We start from the raw sequence: 23,054 nt of genomic DNA, 5'->3' as shown, positions 1-23,054 counted from the left end.
CGTACGGCACGAGCACGCGCAGCGCCACCAGCGGTTCACCCAGCAGGTACCAGCCGACGGCCACGAGCGCGAGGCCCACGACGACCGCCGCGACCCGCGGCAGGCGGGGCACCCAGTCCCGTGCGACGAGGCGCAGCACGTCCACGCGGTCTCGCCACGCCACGTCCACGACGGTCACGGACGGCCGTCCGGCGCGGCCGGGCGGTCGGTCGGTGCTGCGGGGGCCTCGCCGAGCCGCGCTCGGAGCCCCGCCTCCACCGCGGGCCACTCCGGCGCGAGCACCGAGTAGACGGCGGTGTCGCGCCACGTCCCGTCGGCGCGCGGGTTCGTCCGACGCAGCACACCCTCGAACGTCGCCCCGAGGCGCGAGATCGCCGCGCGGGACCGGTCGTTGCGCGCGTCCGCCTGGATCTGCACGCGGTGGAACCCGGAGGCGAACGCGTGCTCGAGCAGCATCAGCTTGCACGCGGGGTTCACGGTCGTGCCCCACACCGACGGCGCGTACGCCGTCCACCCGACGTGGAGCGACTCGCACGCGAGGTCGACGTGGCCGTAGCTCGTGGTGCCCACCACCTCGGGTGCGGCGTCGAGCGCGACCGCGGGCTCGCCGTCGGGCACGCGCACGACGACGTAGGTGAGGCCCGCGCGGTGCGGCACGTAGTCGAGGAACCAGGCGGCGAACGCGTCGGGGTCGGCGGCGCGCTCCGGCGTCAGCGCCGCGGCGCCGCCGCCCCAGCCGCCGGCGAACACCTCGGGGCGCGCGAGCGCGCGGTGCAGCGCGGGCAGGTGGTCCGGGCGCAGGGGCTCGAGGCGCAGCGCGCCGCGCGCGAGCGTCGTGCGCTCGAGGGGCTGCGCGGTCACGTGCGGCTCACGGCACACGCGGAAGGCCGAGGAAGCGCTCGAGCGCGCCCACGATCGGCAGGTCGGCGGCGAGCCAGGGCACGGACCGCCAGTCGCCGACGTCGAGCCAGCGCAGCTCGTCGTGGTCCTCCAGCGGGAGGGGCACGCCCTCGGAGACCACCGCGAGCCACACGAGCATGCGGTGGCCCTGGTGGATCGGCCAGGTCATGAGGGTGAGGTCGGAGCCGGTGCCGACGTCGTCGGAGTCGACGCCGGAGTCCTCGGCCCGTTCGCCGTCGGGGCCGGGCACGATGCGGCCGAGCTCGACCGTGACGCCGAGCTCCTCGCGCAGCTCACGGACGAGTGCGGCGCTGGGTTGTTCGCCCGGCTCGACCTTGCCGCCCGGGAACTCCCAGGCGCCGGCGAGCGTCTTCGGAGCGCTGCGGCGGGCCGCGAGCAGCCGCGTGGGCTGCTCGAGGTCATCGAGGATCGCAGCGGCGACGACGAGGGGCACACGCCGATCGTAGGCGGGCCGCCGTAGGCTGGGAGGCGTGATCGAGCTCAAGACCCCCACCGAGGTCGCGCAGATGCGCCCCGCCGGCCGCTTCGTGGCGTCCGTCCTCACCGCGCTGAAGGACAAGGCCGCCGTGGGCGTGAACCTCCTGGAGCTCGACGAGCTCGCCCACCAGATGATCCGCGACGCCGGCGCGACGTCCTGCTACATCGACTACCACCCGAGCTTCGGCGCGATGCCGTTCGGCAAGGTGCTGTGCACGAGCGTCAACGACGCCGTGCTGCACGGCCTGCCCTACGACTACGTCCTGCAGGACGGCGACCTGCTCTCGGTGGACTTCGCGGCCGAGCTCGAGGGCTGGGTGAGCGACTCGGCGCTGTCGGTGATCGTGGGCACGGAGCGGCCCGAGGACCGCCGGCTCATCGAGGCGACCGAGGTCGCGCTCGCGGCCGGCATCGAGGAGGCCCGGGTCGGCAACAAGCTGGGCGACATCTCGTGGGCGATCGGCGAGGTCGCGCACCAGTACGGGTACCTCGTGAACACCGACTTCGGTGGCCACGGCGTCGGGCGCACGATGCACGGTGAGCCGCACGTGCCCAACGACGGTCGCGCGCACCGCGGGCTCAAGCTCAAGGCCGGCCTCGTCATCGCGATCGAGCCGTGGTTCCTCGCCACGACCGACGAGATCTACACCGACCCCGACGGGTGGACCCTGCGGTCCGCGGACTCCTCGCGTGGCGCACACTCCGAGCACACCGTGGCAATCACGCCGAGCGGGCCGCTCGTCCTGACCGCGCGGGACTGACGCGCACGGTCAGTGTCCGGAGCCGCTCCCGGGGCCGGTGGCTCCCGGCGGCCAAGGCCGGTTCACGACGGCGTCGCTCGCCTCGCAGCGTCCCTGTCGGTTCGCGGACCCTCGGTCAGGTCACGGGCGCTCGATCAGTTCACGACGGCGGGCAACCGGTCCAGCGTCGAGCCGTTCGCCCCGAGGTAGGCGCCGAGGTCGTCGTTGCGCCACGCCTCCATGAGCGGCGCCAGCGCGGCGTCGTCGAGCAGCACGATGCTCTGGCCGTCGTCGCTGCGCCCGGTTCCCGAGTAGGGCGCAGTGAAGAACGTGATGTCGCCGGTCGAGAGGCCGCGCAGGTCCAGCGCGAGGTTGAGCAGGACGTCGGACGTCAGGCCGTCGTCGGCAGAGATCGACGACGAGAGCGTCGTCAGGAGCGAGGTGAGCTGCACCGGGTTGGTGAGCACGCCGGAGTTGCGGACCTTGGCGGCGATCGCGCGCATCCACGCCTGCTGGCGCTGGACCCGGTCGAAGTCGCCGCGCGGGAGCGAGTACCGCTCACGCACCCACTTCAGCGCCTGCGCGCCGTCGAGCGTCTGCTGCTCCCCGGCCGGGATGGTCACGCCGTCGACCGTGAAGTCCTCCTTGAGATCGAGGACGACGCCGCCGAGGTCGTCGGTGATGTTCTTGAACGACTCGAAGTCCGTCACGACGAAGTGGTCGATGCGGACGCCCGTGAGGTCCTCGACCGTCTGGATGAGCAGCGGCGGACCGCCGTACGAGAACGCGGCATTGATCTTCGCCTCGCCGTGGTCCGGGATCGGAACCCACGAGTCACGCGGGATCGACATCACGTACACGTGCTTCCGGTCGGCGGGGATCTGCACGAGCATGATCGTGTCGGTGCGCTGCGCACCGTACGTCCACTGGGTGGGGTCGCCCGCCGAGATCCGCGAGTCCGAGCCGAGCACCAGGAAGTTGATCGTGGACGCGGCGTCGTCGGGGACGTCAGTGGAGGTGGTCGGGACCGGTCGATCGGTGACACCCGCGAACGGGTCACCGAGCGACTCGATGTTGTTCATCAGGCTGCGCTGGAACAGCCACACGGCCGACGCGCCGCCGACCCCGAGAACGAGGAGCACGCACAGGACACCGATCAGCGCCTTGCGGGCGCCCGAGCGGTTCGTGCGCCGCTCGTCCGCCGGGTCGGCCGTCCGGTCCTCGTCGAGGTCGAGCCGGCCCTCGTCGGGCTCGGACGGGACGTCGGCGGACGCGTCGTCGTCGAAGTCGTCACGCGGGTTCTCGGGCACCCCCGAACCCTAACGACGGCGCCGCGCGAGCGCCCGGTGTCCCCCGACGTATGCGCCTTCCCTCCATGCTGTCCCCACGAGGTGCACGGCTCGTGCACACGAGGGCGGCGGACGGCACGGGCCCGGGTCCGTCCCCCGCGCCGTGCGTTCCAGGGGCACGCTCGGGACGTGACCCACCCCCGCAGCCGCCACCTCGACGACGAACGCACGCGATCGGGCGGGCTACCGGCGCAGCGCCGCGAGCCAAGCGCGCGGTCCCGCGTGCTGGACCCGCTCGGCCGCCACCTCGACGCCGAGCCGCGCCGCCTCCACGGCACCGGCCCCGTGCGCGACGGCGAAGGCGTACGCGCCGTGGAACGCGTCGCCCGCCCCGAGGGTGTCCACCGCGGGGACGGTCGGCACCTCGACGAGAACCGCCATGTCGGCGAGGTCGAGGCCCGAGGCGGGCTCGCCGTCGGGCATCACGGACCACAGGCGGACGGGGCCGGCGCCCGCGGTGGCGACCACCACCGGGACCCCGCGTCGGCGCAGGTGGGCGGCGGTGTCCGCGGCGGAGGTGGCGCCCGGCGGGCGGACGCCGGCCGAGCAGACGGCGTGGGTGGTGAGCGGGGCGAGGTCGTCGAAGACCGGCTTCCAGCGACCGAGGTCGACGACGACGGGCACGCCCGCGTCGTGCGCGGCCCGGGCGATGCCGACCGCGAGGCGCGGGTGGTGCCCGTCGAGCAGCACGACGTCCGCTGCGCCCAGGCGCGCGAGCAGGTGGGCGGACGGCTCGACGTCGGGCGCACCGCGGGCGTCCGACCCGACGACGCTGCGCTCGCCCGTGCCCGCCGTCACCGTGATCGCCGAGACGGGTGGGGTGAGGGCCGTGCCGGGAAGGGCGAGGTCGAGGACCTCGACGCCATAGCGCAGCAGGTCCGCCCGGACGAGGTCGGCCACGGCACCGGACCCCAGCACGGTGGTGAGCACGGCCCGGCCACCCAGCGCCGCGAACGTGACAGCCGCGTTGGCCGCGGGTCCGCCCGCCGCGACGTAGGTCGCCGTCGCCGTGACCTTCTCGTCCGGGCCGGGCGGTCGGTGGACGTGGTGCACGACGTCGAGGGTCGCCAGACCGGCGAACAGTCCGAACGGGGTCGCGGCCACGGGGCCATCCTGCCGCGCACGCCACCTGCAGCGTGACGCCACAGCGACTCCGCGTGACGGGAGAGCGACTCAACGGCTCTTCGCGCGCGGTCCCATGGCAAAGCCACAGGTCAGCGCGTCGCGACCCGCGGTCACAACGTGTGGAGTCGCTGTGGCGTGAAGCAGAGTCGCTCTCCCGTCACGTGCCGGTTCGATCGACCTGACGCTCACACCGGCCACACGACAGCGGCCCGAGCTGCGCCGGTCAGGTGCCGGGCTCCCACCACCCGGTTCCGCGGCTCGACCGCAGCGCTCCGCAGCGCCTCGACGCCGGCACGCAGCTCGTCCGAGACGTGCTCGGCGAACGGCAACGGTCCCGTCATCGTCACGAGGCGACTTCTCGTGCGCGCGAGCACGGCAAGCGGGTCGCTGTCCTCCCACGCGTACCGATGCGTGAGCAGAGTCAGGTCCAGCGCCGTGCGGTCGCGCCGTCGGTCCTTCCGGTAAAGCACGCGATCGCGGTGATACGCGAACCCGTCGATCTCCGTGATCAGCAGGCCGTCGACGAGCATGTCCACCTCACCGACGGTCGGGATCTCGATCCCGGGTGCGACGGCGAGCCCACCCCGCCGCAGCACGAGCCTCACCTCGGTCTCGCGCAAGGCGCGAGCGCGCCGGTCGATGTCGTCGTCGAGTGCCCGAGCCAGCGCGACCGACGTCCGGGCAACCTGCGCGAGAACGTAGCGCCGCACCGCGCCCACCTTGCCGGGCGGCACCCGACGGAGGCTCTGGTCGACGACTCCGACCGCGAGGTCGTACGTCCCGGAGTGCACGAGGCACAGCACCGCGCGAACGACGGCGTCCACGAACCTCGTGGCGCGGAGCTCGCCGTCACGCTGGGCCTCCTCGTGATGGCGCACCACGCCGTCGGGCAAGGCCTTGGCGTGACCCCGGTGCGTGGGCACGGAGACGTGGACGACGTCCGGATCGCCCGGAACCTGGACGCCGAGCAGGTGCAGCCGAGACACGCACGAGACGAGGCCGTTCTGCTGGGCGGCGAGCGCGAACGCGCGCGCGGCGTCGGGCAGCGCCACACAGCCGCGCTCGATGCGCACGAGGTCACCGCGCGCGACACACAGTCGGATCAGATGGGGCGTCGCCGCGAGCTCGTGCACGCGCGCGGCGCCCCCGCGTCGACGCAGCTCGCCGAGCACGCCCTGCTGTTCTGCGGAGTTCATGGCTTCAGCACACCCGCGACGCGCGCGGACCGCGGCGGCGAGCCTCAAGTCTGTGGATGACCGGTCCCGCTGCGGTTGTGGGGACAGTCTGTGAAGCACACGGGCCGACGGGAGCGCCTCCAGCCCGAGGCAGGCGGGGTGACAGATGCGTCTCCAGTCCGACGGCAGATGGGCCCGCGCGTGACGCCACAGCGACTGGCCGTGACGCCACAGCGACTGACCTGGCACTGCTGGGCGCACAGCGGGCATCGCCGCAGGTCACAGGCCTGAGCGATCGGACGGTCATCGCTCGAGTCGCTGTGACGGAACGCAGATTCGCTCTCGCGTCACCGCGGTCGCACCCACGGCTACCGCCGCGCCACAACCCCAGCCCTACCGCCGCGCGCGCGCCGCCCCGACCCCCGCCGCAGCCGTCGCCGCGTGCGAGGACCGCACCTCCTCGAGCTCCTCCTGCGTGAGCTCCATGAGGTCGACCCCCACCGACAGCGACGACCCGCGCCCCTCCGTGAACACGATGCCGCGCAGCGGTGAGACGTCGCGGTAGTCCCGGCCCCAGCCGAGGACCACGTAGCGGTTGTCGATGAACTGGTCGTTCGTGGGGTCCACGTGCAGCCAGCCGCCGCCCGGCACCCACACCGAGGCCCACGCGTGCGAGGCGTCCACGCCGCGCAGCTTCGGCCGCCCGGGCGGCGGGTTCGTCTCGATGTACCCGGAGACGTAGCGCGCGGCGAGTCCCATCGACCGCATGCAGCCGATCATGAGGTGCGCGAAGTCCTGACACACGCCCTGCCGCTGCGCGAGGAGCTCGGGCAGCGTGGTGCGCACGGTGGTCGAGCCGGACTTGTACTCCAGCTCGTCGTGGATCCGCGTGCACAGGTCGGCGATCACGTGCGCGAGCGGGGTCCCCGGCCCGAACGACGGCGCAGCGAACTCCCGCACCTCCTCGGTGACGTCCACCATGTCCGAGGCGAGCGTCGCCTCCGACACCGCGATCACGGCGTTGCCCCCGATCCCGTGCGACGCCGCCGAGCTCCCCCGCCCGGGCGAGCCGAGCGTGTGCGTGACCTCCGCGGCCTGCGACCACGAGATCATCGGCATCCGGTCGACCTGCGCCTGCTTGCGCGTCACCGTCAGCACGGACTCCGCCAGCACCTCGAGCACGGTGTGCTCGGTGTCGACCACGAAGTAGGAGGACCTGTTGCCGTGGAAGTCCTTGTGCTCCCCGATCTCCGCCGCGGTCGGGGAGATGTGCAGCGCCGACGTCACGACGTGCTGCCCGCCGCCCTCGCGCGGCAGCATGACCGCCCGCCCGTACGAGCTCGTCACGACCTCGGGGTAGGTGTACGTCGTGCGGTGCGCCAGCCGGTAGTGCCGCGGGGTCTGCACGTCCTCGCGCCTGCGGATCACGACTCCCCCCTCCCGCGGCCGGGCTCGCTCCAGACGGCTTCGCCGTCGTGCCCGACGGCGGAGCTCGCCGTCGCGGGTCCGGCTCCGGCCGCGGTCGGCGCGCCCGCGCCGGCGGTGACCGTCCCCACCGAGGAGCCCGTCGCGCCGCCCGACCCAGCGCCGGCAGTGGCGCCGTCGGGCCCGACGGCGAGGCTCGCCGTCGTCCGTCCGTCGCCCGCCGCACCGGCACCCGGCAGACCGCCCGGAGAACCCCCCGCCGACCCGCCCGGGACCGGCGCGAACGTGCCGGACGCGTCGAGCCACGGCACGGGCACCGGGTGGGTGAAGTGCACCCGCGCGATCTCCTCGCCCAGCTCCCGCAGGCGCCACCGCATCGACTCCAGGCTCTCGGCCAGGCGCGTGCGGTGCCCCTCGCCGTCGGGCTCGGACGCCGCGCCCGTGTCCATCTCCTCGAGGAGGTCCTGGACGTCGGCGAGCAGGGAGTCGCGGGTCGACGTCGAGCGCGCAGACGCGGGGACCTGCGCCAGGACGTCGGCCAGCTTGCGCAGCTGGAACCGCAGCGAGCGCGGGTTCGTCGCGTCCTTGAGGAGGAGGTCGAGCACCGTCTCGACCGAGGCCGTGGCCTGGTAGCGGCGGCGGTAGGTGATGACGCTCTCGTGCGCGATCAGCACGGACTCGAGCACGAGCGTGTCCACCGCCGCGTCGCGCTCGACCCGGAAGGTCGCGAGCAGCACGTCGAGGAGCTGCTGGGCGCGCTCGAGCCGGCGGCCGGCGTCCATGAGGCACCAGCCGACGTCGCGCACCATCGACTCCGCGAGGATGCCGGCGATCGCGAGCAGCCCCTCGAGCAGGCGGGCCGTGATCGCGGTGACGTCGGTGTCGGTGCCGAGCGTGCCCTCGCGCTCCTGCCGGCGCCGTTCGGTGGACAGCGCACGTTCGAGCGAGGACAGCGCGGTCCACGTGTCGGTCGACATCTGGTCGCGCACCGAGTTCGCGCACCGGGACATGCGCGCGACGGCGTGCCCCACCGACGGCGCGGCGCGCGCGTCGAGCACGAGGTCGGACAGCGAGTGCGGCCCGAGCACCTCGATGAGGGTGGTGGACAGGACCGCGAGCGCCGCCACGCCGTCGGAGGACTGACGCCCCGCGTGCCGTCCGCCGTGCGAGGCGGCCCACGCCGTCGCGCTCGGCTGCGAGGGTGCGGCGAAGTCGTTGAACCGGTCCCCGACGGCGCGCACCAGGCGCGTGACGCCCTCGGCCCGCTCGGTGTAGCGGCCGAACCAGAACAGGTCCTCGGCGGCACCGGGCGAGATCGACGTCGGCACGCGCGCAGGGCTCGGTCCGGCGTCCTCCGAGACCCACGGGTCGGTGACGGTGTACGGCTGGGAGGAGAGCACCCAGACGTCCTTCGCGGCGTCGGTGGGGCTGGGGTCCACGACGTCGCTGCCGGCACGCGCCACGCGCGCGACCCCGCCGGACATCACCTGGTAACCCTCGCCGCTCGCGACGGCGTAGGTGCGCAGCTGCGTCGGCCGCGCCTCGAGCGCCACGCCGTGCACCGCGGGGGTGGTCGACGCCTCGACGCGCTCCTGGCCCACCCACAGGTGGGGCTGGCCCGCGATCTGGACCGCGAGGTCGGCCCGCTGGGAGATCGTGAGCTCCCAGCCGCGGACCGCGGGCTGGGACCCGTCCGTGGAGCGCACCACGAGCCGGTCGAGGTTGGCGATGACGTGCGAGCACATCGACCGCTCGCCGCACCAGTACGTGACGGTCGAGGGGATGAGCAGCTCCTCGCCGAGCACCTGGCGCGCGATCCGGGGCAGGTAGGTGAGCAGCCCGGGGTTGTCCAGGACGCCCGAGCCGAGCGGGTTGACGATCGTCACCACGCCGTCGCGCGCCGCCTGGACGAGGCCGGCGACGCCGAGCCGGGAGTCCCCGCGCAGGTCCAGCGGGTCGCAGTACTCCGCGTCGAGGTGGCGCACGATGACGTCGACGGGCTCGAGCCGGCCGAGCGAGCGCATCCAGACGCGGCCGCGCTCGACCACGAGGTCCTCGCCCTCGACGAGGGGGTAGCCGAGCATCGTGGCGAGGTAGGCCTGGTCGAACGCGGCGGGCGAGAACGGACCGGGCGTGAGCAGCACGGCGCGCGGGTTGTGTCCCGCACCGGCGGGGGCGGCCTCGCGCACCGCGCGGCGCACGGCCTGGAAGAACGGACCGACGCGGCGGATCCGGGCTCGGCGGTAGAGCCCGGAGAGCACCTCGGCGATGATCCGGCGGTCCTGCATCGCGAAGCCCATGCCGATCGGGACCTGGGCGCGGTCGGCGAGGACCTGCCAGGTGCCGTCGGCGTTGCGCGCGAGGTCGGTGCCCACCATGAACAGCTGGTGCGGCCCCGGGTTGCGGATGTCGTTGACCGCCCGGACGAACCCGGGGTGCCCCAGCACGAGGGCGGGCGGCACCACGCCGCTCGTGAGCAGCGTCGCCTCGCCGTACAGGTCGGTGAGCAGGTGGTCCAGGAGCAGCGCCCGCTGCTCGAGACCGGCCTCGACGTGGGCCCACTCGTGCTCGTCGAAGAGCACGGGGATCGGGTCGAGGAGCCAGGGTCGCTCCTCAGGGCCGGCGCCCTGCCGCACACCGCTGTCCTGCAGCAGCCCGGCGACGTCGCGCGCCCGGTCCGCGAGCTGCACCCCGTCGCTGAGCCCGGCCAGCTCGGCCATGAGCGCCCACGCCTCGCGCGCGGCCCCCGTGGACTGGAGCATCTCGTCGTGACCCGGACCCGCGGCGCGATAGCTCGCGAGCAGATCGGTCATGGGGACCTCGCGGCTTCGTCAAGTGTGGCGACTGGCGCCGTCGCCTCGGGTCGGGCGACTTGGTGAGTGTATTACCGACGCGAGGGCGGACGTGGTTCATCGAGGCGGGGTCGGGCGGGCGTTCGCTCACCGCGCAGCACGCATCTGCGCCGGGCGGGAGGGCGGACGCCGAGAAGGCGGCGCCGCGAGGGCGTGCGCCGAGAGGGCCGTGTATCAGGAAAGGCCTGGCGCCCTCACCACTACCATGACGACAATGTCGACCGTGGGCGACGAGCGCGCGCCGAGCGGCCACCCGCCCTCCGTCTGGGAGCAGGCCGCCGGCGCGTTCACCGCATGGCGCGACGGGACGGCGAGCGCCGACGAGCTCGTGCGCCTCATGACCCCCGTGCTGTGGCACGTGGCCCGCGCGTGCCGCCTCGACGAGGACACCGCGCGTGACGTCATCCAGGACGTGTGGGTGGCGCTGGTCCGCCGTCGGGCGGAGATCGAGAACCCCCGCGCCGTCGGGTCATGGCTGGTCACGAGCACCCGGAGGGAGTCGTGGCGGCTGCGCCGCGAGGCCGACCTGGCCCGCACGGCAGTCCCCGCCGACGACGCGGCGTGGGACGCCGTCCTGCCCGCGAGCGAGGCCGCCGAGGACCTCGCCGCCCAGCGCGAGGACCACCGCTCGCTGTGGTCCGCCGTCGCTTCCCTGCCGGAGCGCTGCCAGCGGCTGCTCCGCGTCGTCGCGTTCTCCGACCGACCCGACTACGCCGCGCTGTCGGAGCACCTCGGCATGCCGGTCGGCAGCATCGGGCCGACCCGCGCCCGCTGTCTCACCAAGCTCCGCGCCGCCCTCGAGGCCGGCGCCGGTTCCACCCAGGGAGGTGTCGCATGACCACGTACGAGAGCGACGAGGCGCTGTTCGCCCGGCTGGCCCTGATGTGGCAGGACCTCGATCCGATGCCCGAGGGCCTCGACCGCGAGATGGCCGCCGTCGTGGAGGCCGCCCGCGCCGCCGAGGACCTCGAGACCGAGTACGCGCTGCTCACGCTCGTCGCCGAGGCGGACGCGCAGGCTCTCGGGGTGCGCGCCGCGGGAGCCGAGCTCACGGTCATCGAGTTCACCGGCCGCGGGCTGGACGTCATGCTGCGGATCGCGCCCGGCCGGATCGACGGCTGGGTCGCCCCCGCCGCGGCCGGCACCGTGCGCCTCGTGGTGCCCGACGGCGAGCCCGCCCGGGGCGGTCGGCCGCAGGTCCCGCTCGCCACGGCCTCGGTGGATGCCGACGGCCGGTTCGCGCTGCACGACGTGCCGGCCGGCATCGCGCTCCTGCGCTTCGACCTCGAGGGCGGCCTGCGCCACGAGACGCCGGCCTTCTCCGTCTGAACGTGACGGCTGACCTCTGGTGGCTCTGGTGATCTCTCTCTGGTGAGCCGGACGCACGACGGTGTGCTCGCCGTCGTGCCAGAGTGAACCCCGTCGTTCCGCCCCGCTCTGTGCGCCCTCCGCCCTCCGGAAGGAACCGATATGCCTGACGAGAAGCCCGACGAGAAGCCGGGCGACGAGCCGCTCCGGCCGAGCGTGCCGTGGGCCGTGCTGGACCCCGCCCAGGCGCGGACCGGTCGCGCCCTGCCCACGGTGTACGCCGCGGACCGGGTGCTCCTCATCGGCGCGGACGCGGAGCGGTATCGCGACGCGCTCAACGCGCGCGTCGAGCCGCTGGGCTGGTTCCTCGAGGTCGACCGCTCGTTCGGCGACGGCGGCCGGGTCGTCATCCCGCCGAACGACGGTGAGCAGGGCGGGGAGGAGGTGGTCACGCGGCTGAAGATCGTCCCGCTGCCGGGCATCGCAGGGATCACGACGCCCGACGCCTTCACCCTCGTCGAGGCCGTCCGCAGCGAGCGCGAGCCCGACCCACGCGTGCGGGACCGGCGCCGTCGGGGCCTGGACACCAGGGACGTGGACACCGGGGACCTCGGCAACGGGGGCCAGCCGGACGTTGAGGTGGGTGGCGACGCCTCGGCCCGCGCGGACGCCGACCTTCCACGCCTCGCGCTCGACCACGCCGTCTTCCTCACCACGCCCGTGCCGTCGGCACCCGCGACCGGACCGACCGGCTCCTTCTCGGCCAATCCGAAGGGGTTCTACGGGACCAACGGCCTCGGCTTCTACGGCACCAACCCCAAGGGCTTCTACGGCACGAACGGCCTGGCCTCCCCCGCCGACAGCTACGTGCTGCCGGGAACCGGCGGACGCTCGCCGGTCGCCGTCGTGCTCCCGCGACCCTCGCGCGGCCCGGACCCGAAGCGCGGGCGCCGCCCCGTCGTCGCGATCGTGGACTCCGGCGTGGGCGACCACCCGTGGCTGCGCACCGGCGTCAAGGACATCACGCCGCTCACCATCGGCACGCTCTCTGCGGAGGCGGATCCCGGGCAGTACGAGCCGTTCGACGGCGTGCTCGACTCCGTCGCCGGCCACGGCACCTTCATCGCGGGAATCGTGCGGCAGGTCGCACCGCGCGCGGACATCCTGTCCTGGCGCGTCGTCGCGGGCGACGGCGCGGTCGCGGAGAGCGACCTGTACGACGCGCTGCACACGCTCGCCGTCGAGATCGAGAACGGGACCTACGCCGTCGACGTCCTGTCCCTGTCTCTCGGGTACTACCACGAGCGCCCCTGGGACGACGACGGCACGGTCGACCTGCTGATGCGGCCGGCGATCGAGGCGTTCTCCCGCGCCGGGGTCGTCGTGGTGATGTCGGCGGGCAACGAGTCGACCAACCGCGAGCTGTCCCCTGCGCGCTTCGCCAAGGACCCCGCGCCGGGCGCGCCGTGGTTCTCCGTCGGCGCGCGCAACCCTAACGGCACGCTCGCGCTGTTCTCCAACTTCGGCCACTGGGTCACCACGTGGATGACCGGGGCGGCGATGGTGAGCGCGACACCGCCGTTCCGCGGCGGGCTCGAGCCGGTGGCGCGGGTCGACGAGGAGGACGACTGCGGCGGCGTGGTCAAGGGACGGCACCGCGAAACCCTCGACCCCGACGACTACCGCGGTCACTTCGCGATCTGGAGCGGGACCTCGTTCGCCGCGCCGCACCTCGCGGCGCGCCTGGTGCGGGCGTTCGACGATGCGCCCGAGGCGTGGGACGCCGGCTTCGGCACCGAGCGCGCCGCCAAGGTGTGGGCGAACCTGCAGGGGCACCTCATGCACGACCCCGCCGACTGCGAGGAGGGGCTGTGCCCGGGGCCCGAGGCGGACCCGGGTGTGGATCGGGGCGACGCCTAGCGTGCTGAGCACCCAGGAGCTCCTGGACCGCGCGGTCGGGCACGCGAACGCCGGCCGACTCGGCACGGCGTCGCGGCTGCTCGACCTCGCGGCCGCGCGCGATCCCGACGTCGACCAGGCTGCGCTCGTCGTCGGCACGCGTGCCTACGTGCTCGCCGCGCGAGGCGAGGCGGCGACGGCGGCGCAGCTGTGCCGCGACGCACTCGCCACCCCGGGGCTCTCCTCGCGCACCACCGCGGTGCTCGCGGGCCAGCTGGGGCTCGTCCTCATCCACCTCGGCGACTTCGCCGAGGCCGCGCCGATGCTCGACGTCGCCGCGCGCGGCCTCGACCACGAGCCCGGCCGCCTCGCCAACGTGCTGCTCAACCGCGGCATGCTCGCGGACGAGTCCGAGGACCTCGCGCTCGCCGAGGCGTGCTTCTCCCGCGCCGCGGACGCGTTCCGCCGGGCCGGCAACGACGTCGGGGCGGCCAAGGCGCAGCACAACGCGGCGCTCGTCCTCCTGGCGCGCGGGGACCTGGTCGGCGCGCAGCGCGAGATGGCCGAGGCGCGCGCCGTGCTCGCGCCGCTGGGCCCCGAGCTCGCGGCGACGTGCGACCTCGCGCACGCCGAGCTACTCCTCTTCGCCGGGATGCCGCGCGAGGCGGTGGGGCTGCTGGAGGGGGCGGCCACGGCGTACGGCCGCGCCCGCTGGCGGCGGCAGCAGGCGGAGGCCGAGCTGTCGATCGCGAAGACCTACCGGTTGTACGACGTCGAGCGTGCGCTTCCGTACGCCCGCGCGGCGGCGCGCCGGTTCGCCCGGGTGGGCGACGCCGTCGGGAACCTGCGGGCGCAGGCGGCCATCGCGCGGCTCGAGCTGGCGGGGACCGCCGGCCCGTCCGGGCCGCCGACGCGTACGGCGCTGCGGCACGCCGTCGAGGTCCGCGACGCGCTCGCCGCCGGCGGTCTGCGCGACTCGGCGCGCCAGCTGGCGCGCTACCAGGCGTCGGCGCTCGCGCGGGGGGGTGACGTGGCGGGCGCGCGAGCGCGGCTCGCGACGGCCAGGCCGCGCGCGAACGAGAGCGTGGTGGACCGCGCGCACTACCAGGAGGTGAGCGCGGAGGTGGCCGCGGCGGCCGGGCACCACCGCACTGCGCTGCGTCGGGCGCGCGCGGGCATGGACCTCGTCAAGGCGTGGCAGGAGCGGTACGAGGACGTCGACCTGCGCACCTCGATGTCGGTGCACCGGCTCCGGCTTCTCGTGACGGGCACGACGTCGGCGGTGGCCCTCGGCGACGCCGAGGCGGTGCTCGCGTGGTCGGAGCTGACGCGCGGCCTCGTCTCGCGGGCCACGCCCGTGCAGCGGTCGGCGGAGCTCGACCTGGCGGCGGCGCGGCGCGGCGAGACCACCGACCGTCCGCTCGCGGCGCCGGGGTCGGACTGGCGCGAGCGTTCGCCCTGGTCGGGGCCGGCGTCGCAGGTCGGCGGCGGGCTCGACGTCGCGGGGCTGACCGCAACGCTCGCCGCGCAGGAGGCCGTGCTCGTCTCCTACCTGCGCACGGACCAGGAGATCGCGGCCGTGGTGCTGGACCCGGCCGCGGGTGGGCCGCGCCTGGTCCGGCTCGGGGCGTGGTCACCGATCGCCGCGGACGTCTCCGCGCTGCTCGCCGACCTCGACATGGCCGCCGCACGTCTGCGGCCCGCGATGGCCGGCGCGGTGCAGGCGTCGCTGCGGCGGCGGCTCGCGACCATAGCGGATGCGCTGCTCGCGCCGCTGGGGCTCGAGGGGGCCTCGTTCGGGCGGGGGCCCGGCTCGCGCGGGCGCGGGCTCGGCTCGCGCGGGCTCGGGCGCGGGCGCGGGCGGCTGCGGCGGCTCGTCGTGACGGCGCCGCCGGCGGTGTCGAGCCTGCCGTGGAACCTCATGCCCGGGCTGGAGTCGGTGGCGGTCTCGGTGCCCGAGACGCTCGAGGACTGGCTGCGGCGGGCGCGGGTGTGGGCCGGTGCTGGTGCTGACGGTGGTGGTGGTGTTGTTGGTGGTGTTGGTGCTGCGGGCAGTGCTGCCGAGGCCGGTGCCGGGGCTGCTAGTGCTGCTGGTGTTGGTGCTGCTGCTGTGAGTGCTGGTATCGGTCCTGCTGGGGGGCCGGCCGGCTCGCTGGCCCCACCCGCGTCGGCGGGGCTCGTGGCGGGCCCGAACCTGGCGGACGCGGCCGCCGAGGTCGAGGCGTGCGCCGCGGTCTGGCCAGTCGCGCAGACGCTCACCGGTGACGGCGCGACTGCGGCCGCCGTCACCGCCCTCGCGGACAGCCACGAGGTACTGCACATCGCCGCACACGGCCGGCACACCGCAGACAACCCGCTGTTCTCGGGCTTCGAGCTCGTCGACGGGCCGTGGTTCGGGTACGACATCGAGCTGCTCGCGCACGTGCCCCGCTACGTCGTGCTGTCCTCGTGCGAGCTCGGCCGCTCGTCCGCGGTGTGGGGTCAGGAGACGGTTGGGATGGCGCGCGCGTGGCTGCACGCGGGCGCGCGCTGCGTGGTCGCCGCGCCCGCACGGGTTCCGGACAGCGCGGGCGAGCTCGTCGTCGCGCTGCACCGGGCACTCACCGACGGCATCGGGCCGGCCGACGCCCTCGCCGCACTGGGCGCGACGTCCGGCGCGCGGTCCGCAGGCCCCGACGGCGCACGCCCCCCGGGTGCATCGCCCGCGGCCGCCCTGGTCTGCTTCGGCAACGGCTGGTAGCCGCCGCGGCGCCGGTACTCGCGGGGTCCGAACCTCGCGAATGCCGAGCGTGCACCCAGCGATTTGCACCGGCTCAAGGCCCCAACCCGGCACAAATCGCTGGGCTCACGCTTCGGTGCGTGGCGATGCCAGCGATCTGTACCGGTCCCGACTCCGAACCCGGCACAAATCATGGGTTGATCCGGGCTTGTGAGCCAAGCCAGCGATCCGTTCCGCGCTCGAGGTCCCGCTGTCGCGTCAGCGAGCGACGAACGCGCCACCGCGCAGCACCGGCACGACGTCGGTCGCGTCGATCGCGGCGGCCGCACGCACCTCGTCCCCGAGCCCGCGCTCGGCGAGCTCGAGCCCCGACCCACTCGCAGTGAGCAGGTGCGCCACCGCGCGACCCAGCCCGACGTACGCCTCGCACGCCGCGGCGGCATCGGGCGACGTGTGGTCGGTGCCGAGTGCGCTGAGCGCCGCGACCACCGCGCCGGCCCCCAGCAGGTCCTCGACGGCGAACCGCAGCGTCGCTCCCGGCTCGCGGCCCGTGAGCTCACCGGCGGGAATCACCGCGACGCTCGTCCGAGCGGCGCGCTCGTGCTGGATGGCCAGGCACGCGCGCGCGACGGACGTCGCGTTGCGCACGCCGCCGAGCAGTACGACGGCGCCGCTCGCCTCCGCAGCGCGGGCCAGCGGGGCGCCGTTGGTCGACATGGCGTCGGCGTCGGCGTCCAGGGACACGGCATCGGCGGAATGCTCGAGGCGCCGCGTCACCGTGGTGGAGAACCGGAGCACGTCGACCACCACGACGACGTCGGCCGGCGCGAGCCGGGCGAGTCCGTCGACGCCCCAGTCGAGGCGCACCTGGTAGGAGCGCTGGTCGAACGGAGTCGGCTCTGGTGCTGAGCTCGTGCTTGCCTGCGCGGCGCGCACACCGGACGGCGCGGCAGGCACGGTCGGCGCAGAGCTGGACGACGGGTCGGCGGTCACGGCCCACACGGTAGGCGGTCCCGATGGGCGCTGCCTGCCGTCGTCCGCGCATCGAGCCTGGGAGACTGAGCCGGTGCCCGCCTCGATCGCCCTGCCGCGCGCGCTCGCTGTGGCGCTGGACGAGGCACTGAGCCAGGCCAGCCGCGGAGGAGCCAGGGGCAGCACCACACCCACCAGCACCACACCCACCAGCACCACACCCACCAGCACCACACCCACCAGCACCACACCCAGCAGCACCACACCAGGCGGCACAACGACCGGCACCGCCGCTCGAGCCCAGCGGCTCTCCCGGCGCTACCTCGCCGACCACCCGGCGGACGCCCCGATCATCGCCGACGCGCCCGACGCCGCCGCCTACCTGACCACCCGCATGCCCGCCACGTACGCGGCCGCCCGGTTCGCGCTGGGCGAGCTCGCCGCCGCAGTGCCGAGCCTCGAGCCGGTGAGCCTGCTCGACGTCGGGGCCGGGACCGGCGCCGCGACGTGGGCGGCGTGGGACACCTGGCCGAGCCTCGAGCGTGCCGAGCTGCGCGACTACTCCGCGTCTGCGCTCGCCGCGGCCGAGCGGCTGCTGCGCGCGAGCGGGCTCGCCGTCGAGACCCACCTCGGCGACGCCGCGCGCCCAACCCCGACGCACGCGGCGCCTGCGCCTGAACGCCGGCCCGATGAGTCCGCAACACCCGGGCCTGCAACGCCGACATCCACGGCGTCCGAGCCCACGGCCCCCCGGCCCGCACCGCCAGCCCCCGCCCTCGACGTCGACGTCGACGTCGACGTCGCCCTCACCGCCTACGTCCTGTCCGAGCTCACCGAAGCCCAACGGGCCGCCGTCGTGGCGACGCTGACGGCCAGGGCACGCGACGCCGTCGTGATCGTCGAACCCGGCACGCCCGCGGGCTACCGCCGGATCCTCGCGGTGCGCGACGCGCTGCTCGCCGCCGGCTGGACCCTCGCCGGCCCGTGCCCGCACGCCCTCGCCTGCCCGGTGGCCAGCCGCGAGAGCGACTGGTGCCACGCCGCCGTCCGGCTGCCGCGCACCCGGGAGCACCGCGTCGCCAAGGGCGGCGAGCTCTCCTACGAGGACGAGAAGCTCGCGTGGGTCGCCGCCGTCCGCGACCCCGCGCGCCATCCCGTGCGGCACGACGCCCGCGTCCTGCGCCACCCGGCCACGCACCCTGGTCACGTGCGGCTGGAGCTGTGCACGCCGTCGGGCGAGCGCGTCGAGCGCACCGTAAGCAAGCGCGACAAGGCGGCGTTCCGCGCGGCGCGCAAGGTCGAGTGGGGCGAGACCTGGGGCGAGACGCCCGCCGCCGTCCAGCCCGACGGCGAGCAGCCCACCACGGCGGCGCTCACCTCCACCGGGCAGGGCGTCGTCGGGACCACCGCCGCCGTCCAGCCCGACGACGCGCAGCCCGCCACCGCGCACCCCGCGACCGCCCCCACCGCCTCGAGCCAGGTGCCCCCCGCGTGATCCGGCTGACCCTCCCGTGGGCCGACGCGCCCTGGTGGCGCGCCGTTGTCGAGCGCACGACGGCGGGCCCCACCGACCCGGTCACCCACGTGACCACCTGGGACCCGACGTGGCTGCCGTGGGCGGTGCTCGCCGTCGGGCTGGTGCTGGTCGCCGTGCCCGAGCTGTGGCGTGCGACCCGCATCCTCGTGACGTTCGTGCACGAGCTGGGGCACGCCGCCGTCGGGATCCTGGTGGGCCGCCGGTTCACGGGGTTCGTGGTGCGCGCGGACATGTCGGGGCACGCGGTGACCGTCGGCAAGCCGCGTGGCCCCGGCCTCGAGCTCACCACCTGGGCGGGCTACCCCGCTCCCGCCGTCATCGGCGCGGGACTGGTCTGGACCGCGCTCACGGGCTGGGCGCCGGCGGCGCTCGGCGCCGTCGCGCTGATCTGCCTGCTGAGCCTGGTCTTCGTCCGGTCGTGGTCGACGGCGGGCACCACGCTGCTGGTCGGCGCGGTCGCCGGCGTGCTCTGGTGGTGGCGCGGTGACGCGCGCTCGGCCGGGGTGCTGCTCGCCGTCGCCGTGCTGCTCCTGCTGGGCGCCTGGCGGCACTGGTTCGCGGTGGCCGGCTCGCCCAAGGGCAGCGACCCCGCGGTGCTCGCGCGGCTGACCGGCTGGCCCGGCTGGTGGTGGGTGGGGACGTTCCTGCTCGTCATCGCCGGCGCGAGCGCGGCGGCCGGCTGGCTGCTGTGGCCCGTGCTGCGGTGGTGATCGGCGCGCCCTCCGCTCCGAGCTGGCGCGCTTTGACTGGTCGCCCGTGCACATTGACTGGCTGGGTTGCGATCGCTCGCCGGACGCGTCGGACCATGGAGCGCTGACCTGCGGCGATGCGGAACGCCATCTGACGCGGAGCGATCCAACCAGTCAATTCGCACGCGCGACCAGTCAAAGTGCACGGCCCTCGTCTCCGTGGCCGGCGCGCGCGACCGGACCGGGCCGACGCAGGGCCGACGCCGGGCGGGAGCCGGGCCGACGCCGGGCCGACGCCGGGTGGGAGCCAGGCCGACGCAGGGCCGACGCCGGGCGGGAGCCAGGCCGACGCCGCGCGCGCTACGGCGCGCGCAGGAACGTCGTCTCGTGCATCACCTGGATCCACACCGTCCACACCCACGCGACCTGCGCGACGGCGAGCCCCACCAGCAGGACCGCGAGCCACGTCCGCGCGGCCCACCGCGGCCGGGTGACGAGCCCCACGAGCGCCGCCGCGAGCGGGAACGCGAGCAGCAGGAACCGGATCTGGCTCGAGATCAGGTCCCCGACGGCGGCCAGGTAAGCCACGTACGTCGCCGACCACGTCCACAGCTCCGGCCCCAGCCGCCGCCCCGCGGGCAGCACGAGCAGCGCCACGACGAGCCCGACCGACGCCACCGTGATGGCCACGCCGAGCGGGGAGAAGTCCTCCACCCGCACCCAGCCCGCGAACAGGCCGAGCCCGCGCGCCGGCCGCCACGCGGCCTGGGTGTCGAGGTAGGCGGTGGGCCGACCGGTCACCCAGCCGGCGATGAGCGGCCAGATCCCGCCGGACAGCCCCGAGACGCCGAGCAGCACGACGCCGAGCACCGCCTCGCGGCGCGGCCACGGCTCGCGCGCTGGCCCGCTCGCGCGCGAGGCGCGCCAGCGCAGCAGCAGGTGCACCGCCACGACGGCCGCCATCGGCAGCGCGACGGCGCGGCTGAAGCCGAGCAGCCCGACGGCGAGCATCGCCCAGGCGTAGCGCCGCCGCACGATCAGGAGCAGCGAGGTCGCCACGAGCAGCAGCGCGAGCGACTCGGTGTACGCGGTTTGGAACACGACGGCGGGCGGAAAGAACGCGACGACGGCCACCGTGGCCAGCGGCAGGCCCGGCCGCGCCTGGACCGCCCGGGGCGCCGCCACCTCGACGACCCGGTGCACCACCAGCAGCGCGGCCGCGCCGAGCACGAGGGCCACGAGCGGCGCGACGACGACCCACGTCCCGCCGGTGACCGCGGTGACGGCCTTGACGAGCATCGGGTAGAGCGGGAAGAACGCCCACTCGTTCAGGTCGACGACGCCCGCCGGGAGCGCGAGCGAGCCGTCCGAGATCGGCAGCGTCGAGGGGTAGCCGTGCGCCCAGATCTGCTCGTACCACCAGCCGTCCCACCACCGTGAGACGAACACCCCGTAGGGCGGCCGGGGGTGCCCGCCGAACCAGCTCTCGATCGCCTCGCCCTGGAAGTTCCGGGCGATGAGCAGCGCGGTGGTCGCGAGCACCCGGCTCGCGGCGTAGACCGCGAGCACGCGCCACGCCCAGACCGGGACGCGGAGCCAGGTGGGGCGAGGCGGTGCTGTCGTCGGCGCGGGTGCCGCTGCCGTCTCGGCCGTCACGGGCACACGGTAACCGGTGCCGGGTGCCGAGTGCGTCTCGCTACTGTGACGCTGTGACGAGCCCTGCGCCCGACCGCTCCGCCGCCCCCGAGACGGGACGGGTCGCACGCTCGCCGCTCTCCCCCACGATGACCGTCCTGCTCGGCACCGCCGCCGCGATCATCGTCTTCGCCGGCATGTCCGCGGCCCGCGAGGTGATCGGTCCCCTCGCCCTCGGCGCCGTCGTGGCGATCATCTGCCACCCGGTGCGCCACCCGCTCGAGCGCCGAGGCTGGCCGAGCTGGCTCGCCACGACCGCCGTCATCGTCACCGCCTACCTCGTGCTCGCGGCGCTCGCGCTCATGCTCGTCTTCGCGGGCGCGCGGTTCGTGGACCTGCTGCCCGAGTTCGGCGACGAGCTGGTCGGCACGGCCCAGAGTCTGCAGGACTGGCTCGTCCAGGTGGGTCTGGACGAGCCGGCGTCGGACGCGATTGCCTCGTTCCTCGATCCGGGCCGGATCGCCGGACTCGCGCAGTCGCTCGGCGGCACCGCGCTGTCCGTGCTCACGTCGTTCTTCTTCGTGCTCGCCTACGTCATCTTCATGGCGGCCGACGCCGCGCGGTACTCCCACGCCGAGCACACCTACGGCCCCGGCGCCCGCCGCCCGCTCGCCCGGTTCGGCGCCTACACCACGAACGTGCGGCGCTACTACGTGGTCAACGCCTCGTTCGGTGCGGTCGTCGCGATCCTCGACGGCATCGCGCTGTGGCTGCTCGACGTGCCCGCGGCGATGGTCTGGGCGATCCTCGCGTTCGTCACCAACTTCGTGCCGAACATCGGGTTCGTGCTCGGGCTCGTCCCACCCGCGCTGCTCGCGCTCGTCATCGGCGGGTGGCCGCTGGCCCTCGCCGTCGTGGCCATCTACTGCGTCGTGAACGTGGTGCTGCAGGTCCTCGTGCAGCCGAAGTTCGTCTCCGACGCGGTGAACCTGAGCCTGACGCTCAGCTTCATGTCGGTCATCTTCTGGTCGTTCGTGATCGGCCCGCTCGGCGCGATCCTGTCGATCCCGCTCACGCTCCTCGTCCGCGCCGTCGTCCTCGAGGGCGACCCCGGCGCGCGCTGGCTGCGGTGGCTCACGGGCGATCGCGACGCCGTCGAGGCGGGCGGCTGGGTGGGCGGCGCGAAGAACGCCGCGGGCGAGCCCTCGCCGTCGGGCACCACGAGCGAGGCGCACGACGGCGAGCACCCGCTCGCGCCGTCGGGTGCGGTCTCGCAGGGCGAGCCCACGAAGGACGCGGCCCGCGAGGGCGCGGCGACCGCGGGCGAGCCGACCGCGCAGGGCGAGCCTTCGCCGTCGGGCACGCGCGAGGTCAGTGGCTGAACAGCGTCGTGTCGAACGTGTAGCGCGAGGCCCGGTAGACGTGCCGGCCGAACTCGATGACGGCGCCGGACTCGTCGTAGGCGGTGCGTTCCATCGTGAGGAGCGCGGCCTTGGCGGGCTCGTGCAGGGAGCGCGACTCCGCCGTGGTGGCGGCCCGCGCACCGATCCGCTGCCGCGCGACCTTGGCCTGGATCCCGCGCAGCCGCAGCGCGTCGTAGAGCCCCGACGTCGAGAGCTCCTCGGCCGACGGCGCGATGTCCGCGCGGAGCACGTTCGCCATCAATGCGAGGGGTTCGCCGTCCGCGCTGCGCAGCCGGTGCACCCACACGACGGGCGTGTGCACGGGCACGTCGAGCAGCCCGGCGACCTCGGCGTCCGCGTCGACCTGCTCCCACCCGAGCACCTCGGTGCTCGGTGCGCGACCGGCGCGCTGCAGGTCGGACTGGAGCGAGGTGAGCTCGACGAGGCGGCGGATCCGGTCGGGCGCGACCTGCGTGCCCACCCCGCGCTTGCGGATGAGCCGGCCCTGGTCCACGAGCTCCTGCAGCGCCTGGCGCGCCGTGGGGCGGGAGATCCCGAGCCGGGCGGCGAGCGCGATCTCGTTCTCCAGGAAGGCCCCGGGGCGCAGCGTGCCGTCCTCGATGTGCGCCTCGATGGCCGTCGCCACCTGGTGGTAGAGCGGCACCGGACTCGATCGGTCGAGATCGATGCGCAAAGGGTCGGCCACGGCAACCTCCGTCGGTCGTCGGTGTGGGGTCAGCGTAGAGCAATCGGACCTCAGGTTGAACACACGTCCTGACAAATCCGGGGAATCATTACGATACCGCTTCCCTTGCATGGATGTCCTGA

General features: G+C 74.6%; 18 protein-coding genes. 8 read left to right on the top strand and 10 right to left on the bottom strand.

The window, feature by feature from the left end:
- Positions 1–174 precede the first annotated feature (174 nt).
- Together FH969_RS09820 and FH969_RS09815 are read right to left on the bottom strand one after the other, a co-directional pair.
- Positions 175–861 carry a GNAT family N-acetyltransferase gene (locus FH969_RS09820; protein ID WP_139987112.1) on the bottom strand — a complete coding sequence of 229 codons (687 nt, stop codon included), beginning with the start codon at positions 859–861 and terminating at the stop codon, positions 175–177.
- A gap of 7 nt (positions 862–868) precedes the next feature.
- On the bottom strand, positions 869–1,354 hold the full coding sequence (locus FH969_RS09815; RefSeq protein WP_108718875.1) for a (deoxy)nucleoside triphosphate pyrophosphohydrolase: 486 nt from the start codon (positions 1,352–1,354) through the stop codon (positions 869–871).
- A gap of 37 nt (positions 1,355–1,391) precedes the next feature.
- On the opposite strand from FH969_RS09815, the gene map reads away from it, so the two are divergent.
- The gene (map, locus tag FH969_RS09810) at positions 1,392–2,159 is read left to right on the top strand and encodes a type I methionyl aminopeptidase (RefSeq protein WP_139987111.1); all 768 of its coding nucleotides are present in this window, start codon (positions 1,392–1,394) and stop codon (positions 2,157–2,159) included.
- A 134-nt stretch (positions 2,160–2,293) separates the two neighbouring features.
- Here the strand turns inward: map and FH969_RS09805 are convergent, their stop codons facing one another.
- From FH969_RS09805 to FH969_RS09785, 5 genes are all read right to left on the bottom strand, one after another.
- A complete protein-coding gene (locus FH969_RS09805; RefSeq protein ID WP_246071843.1) occupies positions 2,294–3,448 on the bottom strand; it encodes an LCP family protein in 1,155 nt (384 codons plus the stop codon).
- Between the two features lie 222 nt (positions 3,449–3,670).
- Positions 3,671–4,591, bottom strand: a complete 921-nt coding sequence (locus FH969_RS09800; RefSeq protein WP_180359748.1) for a PfkB family carbohydrate kinase — start codon at positions 4,589–4,591, stop codon at positions 3,671–3,673.
- Positions 4,592–4,797: 206 nt separating this feature from the next.
- Positions 4,798–5,808: a hypothetical protein gene (locus FH969_RS09795; RefSeq protein ID WP_139987110.1), complete on the bottom strand. Its 1,011-nt coding sequence runs from the start codon at positions 5,806–5,808 to the stop codon at positions 4,798–4,800.
- A 372-nt stretch (positions 5,809–6,180) separates the two neighbouring features.
- The gene (locus FH969_RS09790) at positions 6,181–7,215 is read right to left on the bottom strand and encodes a transglutaminase family protein (RefSeq protein WP_234417458.1); all 1,035 of its coding nucleotides are present in this window, start codon (positions 7,213–7,215) and stop codon (positions 6,181–6,183) included.
- On the bottom strand, positions 7,212–10,025 hold the full coding sequence (locus FH969_RS09785) for a circularly permuted type 2 ATP-grasp protein (RefSeq protein WP_139987109.1): 2,814 nt from the start codon (positions 10,023–10,025) through the stop codon (positions 7,212–7,214). The genes FH969_RS09790 and FH969_RS09785 overlap by 4 nt, the downstream gene beginning before the upstream one ends.
- Positions 10,026–10,278: 253 nt before the next feature.
- Between FH969_RS09785 and FH969_RS09780 the strand changes: the two genes are divergently transcribed.
- From FH969_RS09780 to FH969_RS09765, 4 genes are all read left to right on the top strand, one after another.
- Positions 10,279–10,902 carry an RNA polymerase sigma factor gene (locus tag FH969_RS09780; RefSeq protein WP_139987108.1) on the top strand — a complete coding sequence of 208 codons (624 nt, stop codon included), beginning with the start codon at positions 10,279–10,281 and terminating at the stop codon, positions 10,900–10,902.
- Positions 10,899–11,393 (top strand): hypothetical protein, encoded by a 495-nt coding sequence (locus FH969_RS09775; RefSeq protein WP_108718870.1) that lies wholly within the window; start codon positions 10,899–10,901, stop codon positions 11,391–11,393. The genes FH969_RS09780 and FH969_RS09775 overlap by 4 nt, the downstream gene beginning before the upstream one ends.
- Before the next feature lie 141 nt (positions 11,394–11,534).
- Positions 11,535–13,292, top strand: coding sequence for a S8/S53 family peptidase (locus tag FH969_RS09770; protein ID WP_139987107.1), 1,758 nt, complete (start codon positions 11,535–11,537; stop codon positions 13,290–13,292).
- A gap of 1 nt (position 13,293) precedes the next feature.
- Complete coding sequence (locus FH969_RS09765; RefSeq protein WP_139987106.1) at positions 13,294–16,011, top strand: CHAT domain-containing protein; 2,718 nt, start codon at positions 13,294–13,296, stop codon at positions 16,009–16,011.
- Between the two features lie 237 nt (positions 16,012–16,248).
- Here the strand turns inward: FH969_RS09765 and FH969_RS09760 are convergent, their stop codons facing one another.
- Positions 16,249–16,926: a 2-phosphosulfolactate phosphatase gene (locus tag FH969_RS09760; RefSeq protein ID WP_108720135.1), complete on the bottom strand. Its 678-nt coding sequence runs from the start codon at positions 16,924–16,926 to the stop codon at positions 16,249–16,251.
- 130 nt (positions 16,927–17,056) lie between these two features.
- Between FH969_RS09760 and FH969_RS09755 the strand changes: the two genes are divergently transcribed.
- The gene (locus FH969_RS09755) at positions 17,057–18,457 is read left to right on the top strand and encodes a small ribosomal subunit Rsm22 family protein (protein ID WP_139987105.1); all 1,401 of its coding nucleotides are present in this window, start codon (positions 17,057–17,059) and stop codon (positions 18,455–18,457) included.
- A complete protein-coding gene (locus FH969_RS09750) occupies positions 18,454–19,209 on the top strand; it encodes a M50 family metallopeptidase (protein WP_246071841.1) in 756 nt (251 codons plus the stop codon). The genes FH969_RS09755 and FH969_RS09750 overlap by 4 nt, the downstream gene beginning before the upstream one ends.
- Before the next feature lie 339 nt (positions 19,210–19,548).
- On the opposite strand, the gene FH969_RS09745 is transcribed toward FH969_RS09750, so the two are convergent.
- Positions 19,549–20,844, bottom strand: coding sequence for a hypothetical protein (locus FH969_RS09745; RefSeq protein ID WP_108718867.1), 1,296 nt, complete (start codon positions 20,842–20,844; stop codon positions 19,549–19,551).
- A 53-nt stretch (positions 20,845–20,897) separates the two neighbouring features.
- On the opposite strand from FH969_RS09745, the gene FH969_RS09740 reads away from it, so the two are divergent.
- Positions 20,898–22,205: an AI-2E family transporter gene (locus tag FH969_RS09740; protein ID WP_246071839.1), complete on the top strand. Its 1,308-nt coding sequence runs from the start codon at positions 20,898–20,900 to the stop codon at positions 22,203–22,205.
- On the opposite strand, the gene FH969_RS09735 is transcribed toward FH969_RS09740, so the two are convergent.
- Positions 22,195–22,890 (bottom strand): GntR family transcriptional regulator, encoded by a 696-nt coding sequence (locus tag FH969_RS09735; RefSeq protein WP_281285363.1) that lies wholly within the window; start codon positions 22,888–22,890, stop codon positions 22,195–22,197. The genes FH969_RS09740 and FH969_RS09735 overlap by 11 nt on opposite strands.
- Positions 22,891–23,054: the final 164 nt, after the last annotated feature.

Source organism: Miniimonas arenae (genome assembly GCF_006351005.1).
GTDB lineage: Bacteria > Actinomycetota > Actinomycetes > Actinomycetales > Beutenbergiaceae > Miniimonas > Miniimonas arenae.
Note: the sequence above shows the minus strand (reverse complement) of the source record. Positions and strands in the feature narration are given on the sequence as shown.

What these genes read in the sequence shown, in the direction of transcription:
- FH969_RS09795 (WP_139987110.1), bottom strand. Translation starts at nt 5,808, where the DNA reads ATGAACTCCGCAGAACAGCAGGGCGTGCTCGGCGAGCTGCGTCGACGC.
- FH969_RS09785 (WP_139987109.1), bottom strand. Translation starts at nt 10,025, where the DNA reads ATGACCGATCTGCTCGCGAGCTATCGCGCCGCGGGTCCGGGTCACGAC.
- FH969_RS09780 (WP_139987108.1), top strand. Translation starts at nt 10,279, where the DNA reads ATGTCGACCGTGGGCGACGAGCGCGCGCCGAGCGGCCACCCGCCCTCC.
- FH969_RS09775 (WP_108718870.1), top strand. Translation starts at nt 10,899, where the DNA reads ATGACCACGTACGAGAGCGACGAGGCGCTGTTCGCCCGGCTGGCCCTG.
- FH969_RS09770 (WP_139987107.1), top strand. Translation starts at nt 11,535, where the DNA reads ATGCCTGACGAGAAGCCCGACGAGAAGCCGGGCGACGAGCCGCTCCGG.